Source organism: Peribacillus sp. BM1, from assembly GCF_056679975.1.
In genome coordinates this window covers 1,619,600-1,639,500 of the sequence record NZ_CM155259.1, presented here as the reverse complement: position 1 = coordinate 1,639,500, position 19,901 = coordinate 1,619,600, and the positions used below count along the sequence as shown (strand labels likewise).

General features: G+C 39.4%; 15 protein-coding genes. 3 read left to right on the top strand and 12 right to left on the bottom strand.

Annotation, left to right across the window (positions count from 1 at the left end):
- Positions 1–373: 373 nt before the first annotated feature.
- Entirely contained in the window at positions 374–1,273 is a 900-nt protein-coding gene (locus tag AC1MGI_RS07910; protein WP_480349216.1) for a BMQ_0737 family morphogenetic spore coat protein, read from the top strand.
- Between the two features lie 203 nt (positions 1,274–1,476).
- On the opposite strand, the gene AC1MGI_RS07905 is transcribed toward AC1MGI_RS07910, so the two are convergent.
- The 8 genes from AC1MGI_RS07905 to treP all read right to left on the bottom strand — a co-directional run bounded on the left by AC1MGI_RS07905 (position 1,477) and on the right by treP (position 11,909).
- Positions 1,477–2,364, bottom strand: a complete 888-nt coding sequence (locus AC1MGI_RS07905) for a BclA C-terminal domain-containing protein (RefSeq protein WP_480349215.1) — start codon at positions 2,362–2,364, stop codon at positions 1,477–1,479.
- 216 nt (positions 2,365–2,580) lie between these two features.
- Positions 2,581–2,925 (bottom strand): DUF3992 domain-containing protein, encoded by a 345-nt coding sequence (locus tag AC1MGI_RS07900; protein WP_480349214.1) that lies wholly within the window; start codon positions 2,923–2,925, stop codon positions 2,581–2,583.
- Positions 2,926–3,150: 225 nt separating this feature from the next.
- Entirely contained in the window at positions 3,151–4,608 is a 1,458-nt protein-coding gene (locus AC1MGI_RS07895) for an aminoacyl-histidine dipeptidase (protein ID WP_480349213.1), read from the bottom strand.
- 289 nt (positions 4,609–4,897) lie between these two features.
- Complete coding sequence (locus tag AC1MGI_RS07890; RefSeq protein ID WP_480349212.1) at positions 4,898–5,416, bottom strand: LURP-one-related family protein; 519 nt, start codon at positions 5,414–5,416, stop codon at positions 4,898–4,900.
- A gap of 123 nt (positions 5,417–5,539) precedes the next feature.
- Complete coding sequence (dacB, locus tag AC1MGI_RS07885; RefSeq protein ID WP_480349735.1) at positions 5,540–7,021, bottom strand: D-alanyl-D-alanine carboxypeptidase/D-alanyl-D-alanine endopeptidase; 1,482 nt, start codon at positions 7,019–7,021, stop codon at positions 5,540–5,542.
- A 757-nt stretch (positions 7,022–7,778) separates the two neighbouring features.
- Positions 7,779–8,474, bottom strand: coding sequence for a trehalose operon repressor (gene treR, locus AC1MGI_RS07880; protein WP_480349734.1), 696 nt, complete (start codon positions 8,472–8,474; stop codon positions 7,779–7,781).
- Positions 8,475–8,603: 129 nt separating this feature from the next.
- Positions 8,604–10,283 carry an alpha,alpha-phosphotrehalase gene (gene treC, locus AC1MGI_RS07875; RefSeq protein WP_480349211.1) on the bottom strand — a complete coding sequence of 560 codons (1,680 nt, stop codon included), beginning with the start codon at positions 10,281–10,283 and terminating at the stop codon, positions 8,604–8,606.
- Positions 10,284–10,466: 183 nt separating this feature from the next.
- A complete protein-coding gene (treP, locus tag AC1MGI_RS07870; RefSeq protein WP_480349210.1) occupies positions 10,467–11,909 on the bottom strand; it encodes a PTS system trehalose-specific EIIBC component in 1,443 nt (480 codons plus the stop codon).
- A gap of 911 nt (positions 11,910–12,820) precedes the next feature.
- On the opposite strand from treP, the gene AC1MGI_RS07865 reads away from it, so the two are divergent.
- Together AC1MGI_RS07865 and AC1MGI_RS07860 are read left to right on the top strand one after the other, a co-directional pair.
- On the top strand, positions 12,821–13,372 hold the full coding sequence (locus AC1MGI_RS07865; RefSeq protein ID WP_480349209.1) for a 3D domain-containing protein: 552 nt from the start codon (positions 12,821–12,823) through the stop codon (positions 13,370–13,372).
- 323 nt (positions 13,373–13,695) lie between these two features.
- The gene (locus AC1MGI_RS07860; protein ID WP_480349208.1) at positions 13,696–14,607 is read left to right on the top strand and encodes a ketopantoate reductase family protein; all 912 of its coding nucleotides are present in this window, start codon (positions 13,696–13,698) and stop codon (positions 14,605–14,607) included.
- Between the two features lie 91 nt (positions 14,608–14,698).
- On the opposite strand, the gene AC1MGI_RS07855 is transcribed toward AC1MGI_RS07860, so the two are convergent.
- From AC1MGI_RS07855 to AC1MGI_RS07840, 4 genes are all read right to left on the bottom strand, one after another.
- A complete protein-coding gene (locus AC1MGI_RS07855) occupies positions 14,699–15,670 on the bottom strand; it encodes a PfkB family carbohydrate kinase (protein ID WP_480349207.1) in 972 nt (323 codons plus the stop codon).
- Between the two features lie 21 nt (positions 15,671–15,691).
- Positions 15,692–17,161, bottom strand: coding sequence for a glycoside hydrolase family 32 protein (locus AC1MGI_RS07850; protein ID WP_480349733.1), 1,470 nt, complete (start codon positions 17,159–17,161; stop codon positions 15,692–15,694).
- Between the two features lie 52 nt (positions 17,162–17,213).
- On the bottom strand, positions 17,214–18,650 hold the full coding sequence (locus tag AC1MGI_RS07845; RefSeq protein ID WP_480349206.1) for a sucrose-specific PTS transporter subunit IIBC: 1,437 nt from the start codon (positions 18,648–18,650) through the stop codon (positions 17,214–17,216).
- A gap of 119 nt (positions 18,651–18,769) precedes the next feature.
- Complete coding sequence (locus tag AC1MGI_RS07840) at positions 18,770–19,756, bottom strand: LacI family DNA-binding transcriptional regulator (protein WP_480349205.1); 987 nt, start codon at positions 19,754–19,756, stop codon at positions 18,770–18,772.
- Between the last annotated feature and the right edge of the window lie 145 nt (positions 19,757–19,901).

Here is a 19,901-nt window from a genome sequence, read left to right as displayed (position 1 = left end):
CCATTGTACAAATCTGCGAGTTTAGGGAAGGTATATATAAAGGTTAATATGAGCGCATTTTTCAGATAAATTAATATCCTACTATAAAAAAACACACTATTCATTTGATTGAAAGATGGCGCTTTTATGGATTTTCTATTTTAGACGAAATGGACCGCTTTTCTCAGGAACTCCAAAACTACTGATTGGCATCTTTCTTTAGGAAATCAGTCTGTTCACTGTACAAGGGAGAAAAAGCGTATTATTTCAATAAAATCATTTCATACGTTCATGTTTCATTATCATCATACTTAGCATAATGATTTTTTTAGACAGTTCGTAAACCAATTCAGAAAACATTCATAAATTAAATATATAGCACAGGGGGGATTGCATGTCTGAAATTCAAGTAACTTACCCTGGTACCCATTGTGTACATCTAACAAAAGTATTCGATTGGCTTGTTCATTGTTCAACGATTCAGGTTAAAAATCCTGTTTTCATAAAAAAAAAAGTAAAAATAATAAAAGAGGAAATATGCAGAAATTTTCACATTGAAGATAGTAAGCAAGAGCCTACATTACTATGGGAAGACGCCTCCCCTTCCAATATGACGAGCACAATATGGATTTCAAATGATTCAAGGAATGATGGCGTTATAAATGTTTTTGTTAATGATAAATTCCTTTTTTCCATTCTTAATGGTCGTTCCAAAAGTGTTACAATAGCAAAACTTCAATCACTTTCTATGACAACGGATTCGAAGCAAGGGATCAAGGGGAAGTTTTACATGGTAATAAATAAAAAAGTGACATATTTAGATGGAGAAAAAAAGGATATTAAGGGGAATAAAAAAGTTGAATGCTTTTTTACTGATCAATGTGGAAACGAAACAAATCGTTGTTTCAATGAAGTGATTGAATGTGAAGAGGTTTTGGGTGTATCGGGGAGAACAAATAGAAAAATAATATTACCAAGTGGAAAAACAATGTTACTTCAAAAAGTGAAACTTAGAAAAAAGGGGTATGTTTGTGTCAAACATAATGATGATAACTGTTATACAGGGCCGATTCCTTTTTTATTTGAAGAAAGTTTTTTCCTGTGTGCACCAATTGGTACAACAATTGTCTGTATAATTGAAAAAGCTTATTGTCACGCTACTCTTTCGCCAAGCGTACACGAAGATGTTTATTACGTAATCGACCTCTCAATTGAATTACAGCAACATGTGAAAGTGTTAGGTCATGCAAATATAGTAGTTGAAGCGAATATCGTCCACCCTTGTAAACGATAAAGTGGAGATAGGTGTTCTTCTAATACAATACTAAGATAAAACTAGAAAAAAGATTATACCTATAAAAGAGCCAAATCTCTTCTCCTATAGACAATTCACACATTGAGAACCGTCGATGAATACATGATATATGAGTTTTTGGGAAGTAATCTTGGCTCAATTTATAGGTTGATTGATTAATCCAATATCACGAAAAATCAGCCTTAATTTAAACGAATAATGGTTAGAGCAGCGCCTGTGGCTCCTCCCCCTACTAAGATTACAGTAGCTATCAAACCAAATAATTGAAGTAAAATGGTATCGCCTGCTGTTAAAGATACAATCACATCATTATTATAATTCGATGTAGATACCGCTGGGGATACAATTGAACCTGGTATTGGCGTAGTACCATTCAAGATCAGTCTAGAACCAGCAAGCAGTGCAACTGTTGTATTTATTTGATAGGTCAAGTAATAGCGACCTGTCACAGGAACGGTAAAAGTAGTGTTAGCACCATTGACGGTAAACCCATCTAAGCTTTGGTTATTAGGAAGCGGAACGCTGGTCCCCCCTAGCAGTAATACAATAGTACTTCCAATTGTATTAGACGCATACATAGAGTTAGTTGTCACACTTGGCCCAGTGGGTCCTGTCGGTCCAGTGGCTCCCGTTGGTCCAGTGGCTCCCGTTAGTCCCGTGGCTCCCGTTGGTCCAGTGGCTCCCGTTGGTCCAGTGGCTCCCGTTGGTCCAGTGGCTCCCGTTGGTCCAGTGGCTCCCGTTGGTCCAGTGGCTCCCGTTAGTCCCGTGGCTCCCGTTAGTCCCGTGGCTCCCGTTAGTCCCGTGGCTCCCGTTAGTCCCGTGGCTCCCGTTAGTCCCGTGGCTCCCGTTAGTCCCGTGGCTCCCGTTAGTCCCGTGGCTCCCGTTAGTCCAGTGGCTCCCGTTAGTCCAGTGGCTCCCGTTGGTCCAGTGGCTCCAGTGGCTCCCGTTGGTCCAGTGGCTCCCGTTAGTCCCGTGGCTCCCGTTAGTCCCGTGGCTCCCGTTAGTCCAGTGGCTCCCGTTGGTCCCGTTCCCCCTGTTTTGCAGCCAGATGAAAAGATTTGGGCACACATAATAACGATCTCTACTTTCTAAAAAAAATTTTTTTTATGCAAAGCCCCTTATATTCTGTAGTAATTAGAACAAAGAAACTTCTAGTATAGTCCTATTTCCTTGATGCGATTAGCAAATGTCAAAAGATAAAGTGAAAATTCAATCAGTAGGGGGGATTACTGCTCCTTAATGCGGGACAAAATCAAAAGAGGACGAACATTCATCCTCTTTTGAAATCAGAACTTATAGTTTAGAGAAAAAGAAACTTTAACACTTGCTGTACCTGTTCCTGCTCCAATGAGTCCAATTGAGTTTATGTTATCCATTGTAACGGATCTTGCCTCGCCTGCTACGACTGTAAATCCAGCAACCGCAGTTCCGTTTACTTCAAGTGAAGCTGTAGGTGATGCTGCAGGATTGCCATTATTCTCAACTAGAATAGTTCCATTAATAATAAAATTAGTCGCGTCATTCCAAAGTACTGTAGCTACTCCATCAGTATCCTCTAAATCAATTGTAAAACATAATGCATCATTTACACCGACAAGCTGATCGTTACAACAGTTACCAATCTGGGCCATTCTTTATTCCCCCTATAATGCGTAGTTATATTGTTATCTTATGTTCCATTGATTGGCAGGGGGTGGACATTAGCTATCTTTTTAATATCAATAACTAAAAAACAGTATCATTTTATTTTCAGTGTAAAGAACACTTTAAACAATAGAAAGAGATGTGGGAACGACTCGTTCAGTCATCTCCATTTTCACTTTATATGTAGAAACATTTATCAATAAATCTCAGCTTCATTTGTTCATTTCTTCCAGTACGGCAAGCAAGTATTCCCACGTACGGATTGTGGATGGAATGCTAAGATGTTCATTAGGTGTATGGACATCGAACATATCAGGACCGAAAGAAATGGCATCTAGGCCTGGAATCTTCTCAGTAAAAACGCCGCATTCAATACCGGCATGGATGGCGATGATTTCTGCCTCTTTCCCATACTTCTTTTCATATACCTTTTTACACAAGTCACGAATGGCCGAGTCTGAATTATACGCCCATTCAGGATAGTTGCCACTCGTTTCAACCTTCCCGTCTAAAGTTTGTGCAATGACCTTCACTTGATTTAATATTTGCTCTTTTAAACTTCTTACCGAGCTGCGGATTTCATTTAAAAAGTTTACTTCCAAATCAGATGTCGTGATAACACCTAAATTGGTTGAAGCCACAACTAATCCGTTAATATCCATACTCATACTTTGAATGCCAGATGGTGTTAACATAATTGCTTGTACAATCCGCTCGGTCGTTTCTTTCGAAAACACTTTTTCTGCACAGAAAATTTTTTCAAGCTTTATATATACTTGTGGGTCAGCGGTTTGTAATTCATTTTTCAACACTCGATTCCACTCAGCTATTTTCTTTTCTAATTTCTCATAAGCTTCTTGTTCAATAACAAGAATGGCCTCTGCTTCCCGAGGAATGGCATTTGGCTTCAAACCACCGTTGATATCGCTTAATGTATATGCAATTTCATTTGATATGTTATATAAAATACGGCCCAACAATTTATTGGCGTTTCCTCTTTCTTTATCAATTTCCATGCCTGAGTGTCCGCCGCGCAATCCCCCGATACTAAGGCGGTATGTTTCAGTATTTTCAGGAGCAGCTTCCCAGTTGACAGGCAGGCTTAGCTTTCCACAAACCCCACCGGCACTGCTGACAAGCAGCTTGCCTTCTTCTTCTGAATCAAGGTTGATGAATATTTCACCTGTGAAGTGAGCCGGATCAACCGCAATTGCGCCGTCCATTGTCGTCTCTTCTTCTGTAGTAATGACTACTTCAAGAGCAGGATGTACAATATGATCGGCATCAAGTAAAGCAAGTGCATAGGCAACCGCAATTCCATTATCTGCTCCTAATGTCGTCCCGTTCGCATACAGCATATCGTTCTCAATTCGTAATTCTATAGGGTCTTTTTCAAAATCATGGATCGTTCCTTTATTAAGCTCGCATACCATATCCATATGTCCTTGGAGTATGACTGACGGTGCATTTTCATACCCCTTAGAAGCTGACTTTTTAATTATGACATTGAGCGCTTCGTCTTGTACGACTTCAAGACCCCGCTCCCGCGCAAAGCCGAATAAATAATCGCTGATTTGCTTTTCATTTCCGGACCCTCTCGGAATGTTCGAAATCTCCTTAAAAAAATAAAATACCGGATTTTCTATTAATTGTTCTACCGTTTGAAACATATGTATCATCCCTTCTATGCAGATTTTGTACAACCTGCTTTTAATACAAGTATTTTTCCTACTCAAACTTCGTACCTAAATATATGGAAGGAACACTTGAGTCTGTAAGTTCCTAGCAAGAAAAAAACTCCAAAGCACAGCATTCTTTAGTATTGGCTTTTTAATCAACACGTTGAAGATTACAGATTCACCTATTAATATTGCAGAAGAGAACGTTTCTTGGCAAATTTAGAGAGAGAAATGTAGTATCTCAATGCTATAACCATCCCTCTCTTACAGCCTGGCACCATTACGTAGCACCACCGCTATTCGCCGCCGCGCTGTTATTCCGTTTTATGATCGCATTCACTCCCATCACGACCGCAATCCATTCCAAAGCCGGCATGGATTCCTCATATGAGCTCAAGCGATACGCCGCAGATGAGAAGAATCCGCTCACTTTCTCAAACTTGGCTACAAGCTTGGATTGACTATCAAAGATCTCATATTGGCGGGAAAAAGCTTCAGACTTAATCTCATACACTCCCCGTTCCCCTGCATTATATTCATATTTTTTGGAGAAGAAAGCAAATCTTTGGCGCAATTCTCCGAGCTCAGTTTGATGATAATCTGTTACGAGCCATCTATTACGAAGTGTTCGGAACTTTCCACTAACACGGATGCTTCCTGTCTGATTCAACACATCTACACTTGAAGAAAAAGCACTCTTTAAATCCAATTCGCCCACTTGTGTCTTATTCTCATCATAAATAATGGTTTTTCCTGAAGAGAAAAAGTTATCGTTAAAGTATAAAGTTTGATTATCCATTCTGACTCCCCCTTCTATCTATTAATTACGGGTAACTCTTGAAAGGGTTTCTAATTCATTTTCTAACGGTTCAATTGTCACCCTGTTCCCCACGTCAAGATAACCCGGCACACCGGGGCAAACTTATTCTTGCTCCGCTAACAGGACTACAATATCATCTTGTATTTTTGTAATGGAATCTCCATCGACGAAATTATTGAATAGGATTGAGAAAATGAAACGTTCGCCGCTTTTCGCTGTAACATAACCGGAAAGAGCACTCGTCGCTGTCAGTGTCCCCGTTTTTGCCTGCACATTTCCTGCTGCAAAGGTATTTTTCATCCGATTCCTCAGTGTGCCACCAATGAACCGGTCACTATCGCCTGCCACAGGCAATGAATGTACGAAAGCCGGATACCAACCTTTTACTTGAACGGCATAGAGTAATTTCGTAAGTTCATTGGCCGGGATTAAATTTATTTGTGATATACCCGAGCCATCGCGAAGCTTGAGAGATGCAGGGTTCATCCCGAGCGATTGAACGGTGTTTTCAACCACTTCAAGCCCTTTTTCAAAGCTTCCCTCACCATAAATGACTTTGCCCATCTCCTTTACTAGATGTTCAGCATGTGCATTATTGCTCAGTTTCATGAAAGGAACGAGCAATTGAGATAACGGCATTGAGTCATGCGTTGCAAGCAATTTTGCCTGATTTGGTACTTTTCCTGCTTTTACATCCCCAACATGTTTAATCCCTTGGGCTTGCAGAGCATGTTGGAACACGTGAGTCGTATAAACAGTTGGTTCCCATACTGCTACCCATTGTCTCGTCCGACTAGATTTAACAGGGATCGTTCCAGTTATCATAATGGTGTTACTATGATGATCACGAACGATTTTGATCTCTTTTTTCCCATCTTGCGCCACCGTTTCGGCCAAATTAACGATTTTGACATATTCTATTTGTGGCGTGACTTTCACAGTCGTTCCCTCACCAGCCTTCATTCCTGGAGTCACATCAACAATGACTGTACCAGAATCATAATCTTTATTTGGCGCTATCGTTAATGCGGAAATGGCTGCACCGTAATATTCGCTTTCATCGCTCCAGATCATATCGGCTGAATATCGTTCACGATCATACCAAGTATCATCACCAATCACGTTGCCGACAACCGTTTTAATTCCTTTATTCTTAATCATCGTAGCTAGTGTTTCTAGATCCTCCTTAAGTAATGTTGGGTCCCCTTTTCCTTTAATGTACAAATTACCTGACAAAACATCACCATTCATAACTCCATCTGTAAACAGTTCTGTTCTAAACACATAATTTCCGCCAAGCATTTCCAGTGCTGCTGCAGCTGTGAGTAGTTTCATATTCGAAGCTGGGCGCAGCCTAATATCTCCACCAGTTTCATAGATAATCTCACCAGTTTCTGAAGAGCGGATACTAATGCCTGAAATGGCTCCAGATAATTTTTCATTTGCTAGAAGTTGGTGAAGTTGTTGCTCGAATGTACTACCACTCGTAGCCAGAACAGGCCCGTTAGCCTGCTCCACATCTTGTATCAAAGTAAACATGAATACAAACAGAACAAGTACACAAATCTTAATTTTACTTTTCAAAGTCATCCCCACCACCTTATTTTTCATACTTCCTGTTTAGGAGAATCCCGCTAATAGAAGTTTTATATGTAGCTTTCTCGAAAACCACTTAATTCCTTTAATACAAGTCGTACCACTGTTTGTATGAAGGTTTATATTCAATAGTATTCCTTCACTACCTCTTTATATTATGTGGAAATTCACATACGAATTACAACACGTTCACAGAAGTTAGCTCCAGGAAGCCCACTCCTTTAGGTGTCGGAGGGAATGGAGTGCTTTTTCATTTACAAACAATGGAACGATTAAAACAAAACAAAGAAAATTTGCCAAGTAGTATCGGAATCAAAAAAGTTTGGTAAGGGATCGACCCTTCGTAGGTGGAGCTACCCGCCTTCGTTAAAAGGGTTCGCTAACACAACAATGGTTGTGTGGAACATAAAGTCTCATGGAACAGAAGAGTAATCAAAGATGTTGTACACAGACATCCATTTTCGTAAAAAAGAAAGGCAATGCCTTTCCTGTATGTATGAAGAGGATCTGTGGAGAGCTTTGTAAGGCTTCTATTAAGTACATGAGAACCCCATTTCTTTAGAGGTGGGAGTAGTCAGATTCTTTTAAGTGCCCTCAAAATAGAGCGTGATGAGCTCTTGGATGTTAAATCGTTGCAGGGTGTACATCGTTTAAACAACAAAAAACACATGACTCATTCATTATGAAAAGCCATGTGTTCATGTATACAATTTAATTATTACAACTTTAAAGTAACCTTGTAACTTTATTTCCTTCTAGCAAAATCGACAAAACGGAATTTATCTGGACGATGGCGGGATTCGGTATATTGAATCATGCTGGCATCATCCAAGTACACATAGTTTTTGACAACTACGATATTATGAAAACCTTCCAAATCTAAATAGAGGCGATCTTCCTTTGACGGCTCTTCTATCGTTATTTCTTTTTTTGCAAAAGAGATCGTGAGTCCTAATTCTCCTTCAAGATATTCATATATGGAATCTTGGCAAATTTCTTTCGTAAGGGTGGGGACAAACTTTTCAACGAGAAATTCCTTATCTAAGATAATTCGCTCACCATCAATTTCTCTGACACGATTAACTTTCCAAATTAGCTCATCTTTTCCAAGCTTCATTTTATCGTTGAGGTCGTGATTGGGCTTTATTTTTTCAAGCTCTTCAACAAAGGTTTTTGCACGCTGACCCATTTTTTTCGAAAGCTCTTTAAAGCTGACGAGTCCTGAAATCGGGAAGTCAAACTTTGTCACATCGAGAACGATGGAACCTTTCCCCTGTACTTTATGAATGTAGCCGTCTTCAGAAAGCATCTTTAATGCCTTGCGAATGGTTTCCCTTGATGCTGAATACGAATCAGCTAACTCATTTTCCGACGGTAGCAATGCACCGCCTGCGATTCGACCATCTCTAATTTGACCTGCAATATCTTCATATATTTTCATGAATTTATTCTGTTTCACCCATTATCACCATTCTCATTTGATTCTGGGGAAACAGCCTATACATCCCCGATTGATTCAACTAATCATGCACATTAGGATAAATATCCCTACTGCTGAACTTTCATTTTATCATTTCTTTTTCAAATGATAAACAAAGGATTCGTATGGCCTAATTTTCATATTTGCAGTCAGATTAGGGGCATTTTCTACATTTGAAAGCAAAATCTCATTTTGATAATCATTCAATTGTTCAGAAGAGATAGATAGATTGGTCGTTTCTCCATAAAAATTATTGATCACAAGTAACCGTTCATTTTCTAACACTCGTTCGTATACAAAAAGTTTAGGATGATTTTCCTCAAGTAAACGGTATTCCCCATCCGTAATAATTGGGTATTGTTTACGCAGTGCAATTAATTTTTGGTAATGATAGAAAATCGAATCCTGATCCTCCATCGCCTTTTGTGCATTGATCTCAGAATAATTGCAAGCAACAGGAATCCAAGGCGTACCCGTTGTAAAACCTGCTTGAGATTCATCGTTCCATTGTACAGGGGTCCGGGAATTATCCCGTGACTTTTCTTGAAAAATCGTAAGGATCTCTTCTTCTGTCCGACCTGCCTCTTTCATGATTCGATAATGATTAAGGGTTTCGACATCACGGTATTGCTCAATATGATTAAACTTCGGATTCGTCATGCCAAATTCTTCACCTTGATAAATATACGGGGTACCTTGCATCATATGAATCGTTGTCGCAAGCATTTTTGCAGATTGCTTGTGATACGTACCATCATCGCCATAGCGGGAAACGATTCGGGGTTGGTCATGATTACACCAGAATAATGCATTCCAACCACCACCGCGCTGCATTTCAGTTTGCCAGGTTGAGAGGATTTTTTTCAATGCAAAAAAGTCAAAATCACCAATTGCCCACTTCTCACCATTCGGATAATCGACTTTTAAATGATGGAAGTTAAAGGTCATGCTTAATTCTTTGCGGTCGGGATTGGAATAATAGATACAGTCTTCAATCGAAGTCGAGGACATTTCACCGACTGTCATACTATCATAATGTGACAATACTTCTCGATTCATTTCCTGTAAAAACTCATGAACCCGAGGTCCATCTGTATAAAATTTCCGACCATCCCCTGGAAGTATGGAGCCGTCATCATCTGTGAAGCTTTGATCTTTAGAAATCAAATTAATGACATCAAGTCGGAAACCGTCAATTCCTTTTTCAAACCAAAAATTCATCATTTTATAGATATCTTGACGAAGCTTTTGATTTTCCCAGTTTAAATCTGCTTGTGCCTCATCGAAAAGATGAAGATAATATTGTTTCGTTTTTTCATCATACTTCCAGGCAGGTCCGCCAAATTTAGACAGCCAATTATTCGGCTCACCGTTATCTTTCGGATCTTTCCAAATATAATAATCACGATATGGACTATCAAGCGATGCCGCTGCTTCCTTAAACCACTTATGCTCAGTAGACGTATGATTGACAACAAGATCCATAATCACTTTAATGCCTAAATCATGCGCTTTTGCTAGGAGTTCATGGAAATCTTCCATCGTTCCATACTCTTCATGTATGGAATAATAGTCACTAATATCATAGCCATTATCACGCTGTGGAGATTGATAAATAGGCGTTAGCCAAATCACATCAATGCCAAGTTTTTTTAGGTAATCAAGTTTTCCGATAATTCCTTGGATATCGCCAACACCACTTCCAGTCGTGTCATTAAAACTTTTCGGATATATTTGATAAACAGTAGACTTTCTCCACCATTCGTTCATCGTGAACACCGCCATTTCTAGGTTGTCATTGTTTTCTTTATAAAATTAAAAGGTTGTCTCAAAAAGGGGCTGACCTCACGCTCTATATACACGGCTATAGTGTTTTTTAAGCAAGGGGCTGACCCTTTACAAGACACACTTATTTTCAAGAAAGGAGCAACGAATGCTTAGCTCCTATTGTATTCAAGCTTTTAATGAACGGGATTTCTTAAAAGATATTTTTCCTGTATTTGTTTTAGCAAAAACAATAGTTAACACAAATGGGATGACAATCGCAGCAACCATTGCTATCGCAAATACGACCATATACTTAGGTTGGATTGAAAGAATACCAGGTATTCCCCCAACACCGATAGAGTTCGCCATCACATTGCTGCCTACTGAAATAACCGCGGCAACTAAAGAGCCAATCATCGCCGCTAAAAACGGAAAACCATATTTCAAGTTGATTCCGAACATGGCTGGTTCCGTTACGCCTAAATAACAGGAAATCGCAGCTGGTATGGAAACTTGTTTTTCTTCTTCATTTTTGCGATTAATGTAAATCATGGCAAGTACGGCAGATCCTTGAGCAATATTAGATAAGGCAATCATCGGCCAAAGGTTTGTTCCGCCGAGCTCACTCATAAGCTGTAAATCAATTGCGTTCGTCATATGATGTAAACCGGTGATGACGAGAGGTGCATAGATAAATCCAAATACAGCTGCAAACAACCAGCCAAACGCCGAAGTTAATCCTGAATAAACGATATCAGAAACCCAAGAACCGATTTGCCAGCCGATTGGACCAAGAACGATATGGGCAAGTAAAACCGTTGGCACTAATGATAAGAACGGAACGACAATCATTGAAATCGAATTTGGAACAACTTTACGTAACTTTAATTCTAAAAATGAAAAGACTAGACCTGCTAGAATGGCTGGAATGACTTGGGCTTGATAACCGATCATCTCTATTTGCGCAAAGCCAAAGTCCCAGAAAGGGATTTCCGTAGCTCCCGCAACTCCATATGCATTCAGAAGCTGAGGCGATACGAGCGTAATACCTAGGACAATTCCAAGGATTTGCGAAGCCCCCATTTTTCTTGCAACGGCCCATGTAATTCCAACCGGTAAGAAATGAAATATAGCTTCACCAATCAACCAAAGAAAGGCGTGTACACCCGACCAAAATTGAGATACCTCGACTAATGTTTTGGTCCCATCTTCTAAAAGCTTAATATCCCCAATCACATTTCTAAAGCCAAGAATTAACCCTCCGACAACGAGAGCCGGAATTAATGGAGTAAAAATATCAGCTAGATGGGAAATCATTCTTTGTAAAAGATTCATATTTTGCTTGGCAGCGACTTTTGCATCTTCTTTCGACGTATCACTTACGCCAGCCATTTTGATAAAATCATTATAAAAAGATGAAACTTCGTTGCCGATAATGACTTGAAATTGTCCGCCTTGTGTAAACGTACCTTTGACTAGTTTGATCTCTTCAATTTGATCAATATCCGCTTTTCCTGGATCATTTAACACAAATCGCATTCTTGTCGCACAATGAGTTACCACAGAAATGTTATCACTGCCTCCGATATTTTCTAGGAGTTCTTTTGCTGGTTCCTTATATTTGCTCAATCTTTTCTCCCCCTAACTTCCTGGTATAAGTTCACTTATACCAAGCTCCTCATAACTTGTATATACATATATTGATCACGCTTTCATATTAACTTGTATATACATCTATGTCAACGATTTTTTAAACCGTTTTCATTCTCATGAAAAAATTCGTAGCAAAATCAATAGATTATAGAAAATACCCGATTTCGGGTCATTTCCCTCAAAAGTAAAATGTGAAAAGAGCATTTTGCCATTCGGAATTGAGAATACGCGCGGGAATGAGGGGGTTTCAAGCCAGAAATGAGATTTGCGCGCCACAATGAGGGGGTTTCGAGCCAGATTTAAGATTTGCGAGCCAAAACGGACACTTTTCGAGCCGTAATCAAAAAATAGATATCAAAACGAGTTTTACTAAATTGAAAGTTACATTGGTATCTGATCTATTCTATCAACTTCAGGCAAGAGTACCCCTTCCTCAAGGAATCGAAGGACGTAGCCCAATGAGTAGGGAGGGGTTGGGTGTTTCTAGCACACCACTGTGTCAACGCAACGTACGTTAAGCGTTCAGAAATGTTCGATACGTTGGAAACCCCCACTTCAAATTTTTGTTAGAAAATTATGTGCTGGGAGTATTCATCAGCGCATTAAATATATAAAATGCTAACTAATTAGCGAGGTTATTTGTCGAAATATTTAGTTTAATTTCACAATAACTGATAACTGCCTCCCTCTAACCTCTTACAAATTCGGAAAAATCCATGCTTTATCGCGATTTTTCTACCTAATTCCACGTAAAAACAATCTGTAATATTACAAAAAAACTAGATTTGTCTCTATTTTGTAACATAATTACTATTAGAATGAAATATAGCTGTCATACTCTCCTGTTATGCTAAGTCTATTAAATTTTAACAAAGGAGACTATCATTTTGAAAAAATATCTAGTCTATCTAACAGCTACGTTTTTTCTAGTATTTGGGTTTTCCGGCGTTGCATCGGCGAGTACATATGAAGTCAAAAAAGGCGATTCACTCTATAGCATAGCTAAAAAACATAAAGTAACAGTTAAGCAAATTACAACTTGGAATAAACTAAAGAGTACTACAATCAAACCGAAACAAGTTTTAAATGTGTCAGCGACGCAAACACAAGCTAAGAAAGTTCAAGTAAAAGCAGCAACGCAAAACACATATAAAACCATGACCATTAAAGCGACTGCCTACAGTGCAGATTGCAAAGGGTGTAGTGGAATTACATCAACTGGATTGAATTTAAAGAAAAACCCATCACTTAAAGTGATTTCCGTTGATCCTAAAATCATTCCACTTGGTACGAAGGTTTATGTCGATGGATATGGATATGCCATCGCAGCTGATAAAGGCAGCGCCATTAAAGGGAACAAGATCGACGTATTTATGCCATCAAAAAAACATGCACTCAATTGGGGTGTAAAAACCGTAAAAGTTCGAATTTATAATTAACGGAAAGAGGATGTCTATAAACATCCTCTTTTTTGTATGAAGGACATGGGGACGGGGCTTCGCGACCTACTCTATAGCCAAACTAGGCTGTCCCATAACAAAGTCACACGCTTCAAAATCCGGCTCCGCACCGCCACCATTGTGATTAGGTGCTTGTAGCGTGCTACATGTGGTAAATGGTGGCGCTTCAACATTATATTCGTTTGGTATATTTGAAAATTAGCTTTTTTTTACAATTCCATACTATAAAAATCCAATAAGTGATAAGATGAAGAGGCTTGGATCGTTTCAAGCTTGAAATAATAAAAGCGGGGTGCTTATCTTTGAATATCGTAATTATTGGTGCAGGCGCAATAGGGGCTTATTATGGTGCAAGGTGGCAAGAAGCAGGTCAACATGTACAGTTTCTCGTACGTGAAAATCGAGCAAGGCTTTTGAGTGAGAATGGTTTATATATTACTAGTTCACACGGTAATTATGTGTTTAATGATCTTCATTTCACAGACAACCTGAATGGGCTAACAGACCCCGATCTCGTCGTCCTTGCTGTTAAAGGCTACCATTTACAGGGAACCATTCCTGTCCTTAAAGCGTTAGTCGATAGGGGCGCTAAAGTGATCCCTCTATTAAACGGACTTGAACATATCGCCATTCTTCAAGAAGAGTTAGGTGAAGAAGCTGTAATTGGCGGCAGTGCATACATTATTACAACACTGGATGAAAAAGGGCATGTTGTCCATACGAGCAGCAGTCATGATTTTTTATTTGGGCCTCTCCACCCCTCTCAGCAAGCTATTTGTAAAGAACTTGAAGAAATTTCACACAATGCCATTATGGATGCTCACTACTCTAAAGACATTATGCTCGAATTATGGAAAAAATATATATTCATTACCGCCTTCTCAGGGGTCACGACAGCAACCAACTTTTCAATTGGAACGATACGGAAATATCCCGATACATTCAAACTCATTCACCAAGTACTTCTAGAAATGAAGGGACTCGCGAATTTAAACGGAGTGGCTATTAATGAGGAACACGTCGCTCAATTTATGAAACAATTCGATAGGCTTCCAGAGGAATCCACCTCATCCATGCATCAAGATCGCCGTAAAGAACACACTCTAGAAGTCGAACACCTACAAGGCGGAGCACTTCGGCTTGCAGAAAAGGTTGGCGTCAAACTACCTGTAACCGAACAACTATACCGTCAGATTAAGCCATTTGAGAATTAACCAATCTTCTTATATATATAAGAAGAACAAGGTGCATTCGTTTGAAACATGCACCTTGTTCTCGATTATAATTCTCTTATCTTAAAAACAATTACCCTTTAGTCACGAGTTCCATGATTTGTTCTTTTGTAGGCAGAGAACCAATGGCTCCTTTTCCCATTGTCGTAAGTGCACCACAAGCATTTGAAAATGTAAGAAGCTCTTCGTGATGTTTCCTTGAGAATTCCTCAAGCTGAGATGGTTTTATTCCGTTTTCTAATAAAATCTGTAGGAATGCGCCAATAAAAGCATCACCTGCTCCAGTCGTATCCTGAACATTTACAGAATACCCTTTTGAAGTATAAGAAAAGTCTCTGCCATAAAGAGTAGCACCTACGGCACCTTTCGTATAGATGACCACTTTAACATGACCCGTAAAGAGCGAAGAAATAGCTTCATTTTCATCTTCAAGCCCTGTAACGAAAGCTAATTCTTCATCAGATATCTTGATTATATCAGCCATGGGGATAAATTCTCGAATGGCTTCTCTGCACGCTTCTGGACGATCCCATAATGGCAGCCTGACATTCGGGTCAAAGCTGATAAGACTTCCTTTTGCCTGTGCTTGTTTGATCGCTTTTTTATGCGCATATTTCATTGGACTTTCCACTAAATCGACAGAGCAAAAATGCAAAATATCTCCTTCTGAAAACCACTCTTCTTCAATTTCAGATTCTGAGAATAACAAATCTGCGGAGGGTTTACGGTAAAATGAAAAATCCCTTTCGCCATCTTCACGCAACGAGACAAATGCTAATCCAGTATTTGCTTCTTTCGTTGTTAATAATTTGTCCGTCCTAACACCAGATTTTTCCAACTGATTCCTCAAAAAGTCACCAAAAGCATCATCGCCCACTTTACTAATCATATGGGCAACACCGCCAAGCTTCGCTACTGTTGCTGCAACATTTGCAGGTGCGCCGCCGGGAGCACGTTCGAATGAAACAACATCCCTTAAGGATAGCCCCTTTTGGAGTGGAATAAAATCAATTAATACTTCCCCTATTGAATAAAGTGACCCCATTTTAAAGCCCTCTCTTTCTACTTATATCTCCCATTTTTCAACCATCATTTCCATACTTCCCTGATTGGCAAAGAACCGAATGTCTTGACCATCTGCTTCTGGGAAAATCCGAGATGTAAAGACTTCCTCACCGTCGTTGATAAATATTTCTACGGAAGAAACGTCAACAAAAAGATGAACCGTTACTAATTCAGAATCCAATGAACAAGCACGTCTTGTTCCGTACTCGATCCCGACAACCTCTCCAGAAAGACTTCTATCTAGAAGTACTCTTTTACGCTTTGCCTCGTACGTCAGCACTGTTTTCGTTGTATCATTTGCGCGAAATTCAATACCGAATTCTGCAGCATCAAGTTTCGTTATCTTTATTTTCATTTCAAAAGTAGTTCCAGTCAATCCCTCAAAGGATTTGCTTTCATTCTCAATATGTGCCTGGACCTCTATCTTTTGTTTCCTTAATGCTTGCAGTTCTTTAACTGGCGTTTGAATTAGTTTTCCATTTTGAATCGATAATTCTCTAGGAATCGTCAGACAATGCGCCCAGCCATTTTTATCTGTCGGATAATCAATCTCCGGTAATCCCATCCAGCCGATTAGTATTCTTCGACCATTCCGGTCTATCATTGTTTGTGGAGCATAAAAATCAAATCCTCGATCAAGCTCTTTAAATGTTCCATGACGAAACTCCCTGCTCGCCACATTCAATGTTTCACCAATCAAGTAACCTGATTGGTAGATGTTTTGAAATTCGTCATCCTTTGGTTCAATTCCTTGTGGGGAAAAGATAAGCACACCAGAATGGTTTAGTTTAAAATAATCTGGGCACTCCCACATATAACCGAAGTTTGGCAGATCTGTTTCCAATTCCCCTTCAAGCTTCCAGGTTTTCATATCCGGACTGCTATACAGAAGGACAGTCCCAGTCAAATCTGCTCGTTGCGCACCGATGATTGCACAAAAACCTGTATCTTCCCTCCATACCTTAGGATCACGGAAATGCTCTGTATATCCCTTTGGTGGATTGGGGATTACTGGGTCTTTCCACTTTAAAATTTCCCCATTTTGGTTCATCACGGCGATGCACTGCGAAGGATACCGTCGCCAGTTTTCATCACGTTTATTGCCGGTATACATCAGATAAAGCTCACCATCCCGCTCTAATGCACTCCCAGAATAAACGCCATGTGAATCAAAATCTTGATCAGGACGTATCGCAGGTCCTTCATCAATCCAAGTAACAAGATCAGTAGATTTCATATGATACCAATATTTTACCCCATGAACCGGACCTAGAGGGAACCATTGGTAAAACACATGATAGTATCCGTCCAAATAAGCCAAGCCATTCGGATCATTCATTAAACCGATTGGAGGTTGAATGTGGAATGTTTGTCTAAAAGGGCAAGCATGAACTTTCTCTATTAGACTTGCTATCTCTTCTGGCGTTGCTTCCTCTAGTCGGCGGTAGCGTTGTTCTCTCGTCCACATAATCGTTCACTCCTCATTATGAAATAGTGGGAAATCCGTGATTCCCAGTATTGTATTACGATGTAGTTACCCCATTTTTCTTTGCATCACGTTTTCCAAGAATAATTGTCACAGCAAAAGCAACCGCAAAAGTAATGACCATCGCTATAATATAGAATGTGATTGTTCCAGGCTTAATCGAAATAATCCCTGGAAGACCAGCTGCACCTAAAGCAATCGCCTTTACTTTAAACAATGCAATAAAAGCAGAACCTACTGCCGCACCTACAATCGCTCCCAAAAAAGGATATCTCAATTTCAAGTTCACCCCGAACATTGCCGGTTCTGTAATTCCTAGTAAAGCCGAAATACCTGCGGCAGATGCGACTCCTTTTAACTTTGCATTCGTCGTTAGCAATAATACAGCCAAAGTCGCAGCCCCCTGCGCCACATTGGACATGGCAGCAATCGGGAAAATAAACGAACCGCCTGTTTTGACTACATCAGCGAGTAACTGCGTTTCAACCGCGATAAAACTATGATGCATACCAGTAATAACAATCGGTGCATATAATAGACCGAATAACCCACCGCCAATAAAACCAGCTGAATCATATAACCATACAAGTCCATCTGTCACTGCATTACCAGCACTTCTTGTTAATGGTCCAACTAAGATAAAGGTAAGTATTCCTGTAATAAAAATCGAGAGCAATGGCGTGACCAAATTATCAAATACCGACGGAACTCGTCTTCTTAAGAATGTTTCAATTTTAGCTAAAATAAAAGATGAAACGAGTACAGGCAATACGGTTCCTTGATAACCAACCTTTTCAATTTCCAAGCCAAATATCTTCCAAATTGGCACTTCCCCGCTTGCTACAGCGTTCGCGTACCCATAACCGTTCAGCAAATCCGGATGGACCATTAACATCCCTAAGGTTGCACCTAAATACGGATTACCACCAAACCGTTTCGTCGCAGAGAAGCCGATTAATATCGGTAAAAAGACAAAAGCAGCGTTTGCAAATGTATTAATAAGTGCAGCGAGGTCCGCCATGTTTGGATATGCTTCAATTAATGATTTTCCTTCAATGAAGAAATCAGGTGCTGTTAATAAATTATTCAATCCCATTAACAAGCCGCCAGCTACAATTGCGGGAATAATAGGTACAAAAATATCCGAAAGCATTTTCACAAATCGTTGTATAGGGTTCATTTTCTTCGACCCTGCACTGCTTACTTCACTCGTTGACATATCAGAAAGCTCTGTTAATTTAGCGAAATCTTTGTAAACTTCATTAACAATTCCAGGTCCTAAAATAATCTGATATTGACCACCTGTAGAGAATGTTCCTTTAACAATTTCCATTTCATCTAGCTGTTTTTGATCAATTTGACTTTCATCGTTCACGACTAACCTTAACCTCGTCGCACAATGAGCTGCTGCTGCTACGTTTTCTTTCCCACCAAGTGCTTCTAAAATACCTTTTGCGGTACTTTTGTAATCCATTTTTTTCATCACCTTTGAGCGAATTGTGGAACCGGTTCCAAACATCCATAAAAAAATAGGAGTGTTTAGAACTCGTTCCAGACATATTGTTTGGAACCGGTTCTAAACGAATTATAAAATCAATTAATTATTTTGTCAACGCTTTCTCGTTTGATTATTTCATATTTTGAGAATATAACTTGATCTATTTCTTCTTTGTTCACTAATTTTACGATATTTTTTGCAGCAATATTACCAGCCTCTTTATAAAAAAACTTAGCTGTTGTAATGCTAGGATGGATCAAATCCGTTACTTCATACCCCCCAAATCCAGTAATTGAAACAGCTTTCGGAACTTGTAACCCACTCATATAGGCAGCTTTTAAAGCGCCAAGAGCTATATTATCAGTCGCACAAACAATGATACTTGGATTGTACTGCTTAATAATTTCAAGAGTTTTATAAATCGCATCTTCACTCTTAAAGCTTGTCTCAAAATAATTCACTTCAATATCTACCTTACTGGCCATAGCAGACATAAACCCTTCTCTACGTTTTACCCCTACTGCGATATCTTCCTTTGTAACGCCTAAATAGGCGATTCTAGTATGTCCTTGTGAAAGAACGTATTCCCCTAATGAATGGGCAGCTTGATAATCATTATGAATCAAGCTATGAAATTCTTCATTCTCTTGGCCAACAAGTAAAATTGGTACCTTTATTTCATGCAAAGCTTTAATGTGTTTCTCGGTAACCATAGTTGCCAATAAAATAATGCCCGCCACTTTTTGCTGTGCCAAAATATAGATATTTTCAATTTCACGGTCCAAATCCTGACTTGTGTTAGAAATAATTAATTGGTATTCCAACTCTCTTAGCTGCTCATCAATGCCAATCAAAGTTTGTGAAGTCGCGTAAGAATCCAATCGGGGAACAATCGTCCCAATGATATTCGTTTTCTTCGCTTTCAAGCTTTGGGCAAATTTATTTGGGGAATATCCTGTTTCTTGAACCACTTTTTCAATTCTTTTCACCGTTTCCTCACTCACAGATCCACCATTTAAGTACCGTGAAACTGTACTCTTAGCCACACCCGCCATTTTTGCAATGTCAGCAATCGTTACCATTTACCCAACTCCATTTTATACAAATCTTCCATTATTATAGCAAATGTAGAATGAAGGATGCACCCATTACTCGCATAACCACATCACCCCAGCCTTCCTTGTATTAGGGTCTTAAGAAAAAGGATAACTCATACTGATGTCGAAT

Bases quoted from the DNA above. Each gene is read 5' to 3' on its own strand.
- AC1MGI_RS07910 (WP_480349216.1), top strand. From the start codon at position 374: ATGTCTGAAATTCAAGTAACTTACCCTGGTACCCATTGTGTACATCTA.
- AC1MGI_RS07905 (WP_480349215.1), bottom strand. From the start codon at position 2,364: ATGTGTGCCCAAATCTTTTCATCTGGCTGCAAAACAGGGGGAACGGGA.
- AC1MGI_RS07900 (WP_480349214.1), bottom strand. From the start codon at position 2,925: ATGGCCCAGATTGGTAACTGTTGTAACGATCAGCTTGTCGGTGTAAAT.
- AC1MGI_RS07895 (WP_480349213.1), bottom strand. From the start codon at position 4,608: ATGTTTCAAACGGTAGAACAATTAATAGAAAATCCGGTATTTTATTTT.
- AC1MGI_RS07890 (WP_480349212.1), bottom strand. From the start codon at position 5,416: ATGGATAATCAAACTTTATACTTTAACGATAACTTTTTCTCTTCAGGA.
- treR (WP_480349734.1), bottom strand. From the start codon at position 8,474: ATGAAAATATATGAAGATATTGCAGGTCAAATTAGAGATGGTCGAATC.
- treC (WP_480349211.1), bottom strand. From the start codon at position 10,283: ATGAACGAATGGTGGAGAAAGTCTACTGTTTATCAAATATATCCGAAA.
- AC1MGI_RS07855 (WP_480349207.1), bottom strand. From the start codon at position 15,670: ATGGGGTCACTTTATTCAATAGGGGAAGTATTAATTGATTTTATTCCA.
- AC1MGI_RS07845 (WP_480349206.1), bottom strand. From the start codon at position 18,650: ATGGATTACAAAAGTACCGCAAAAGGTATTTTAGAAGCACTTGGTGGG.
- AC1MGI_RS07840 (WP_480349205.1), bottom strand. From the start codon at position 19,756: ATGGTAACGATTGCTGACATTGCAAAAATGGCGGGTGTGGCTAAGAGT.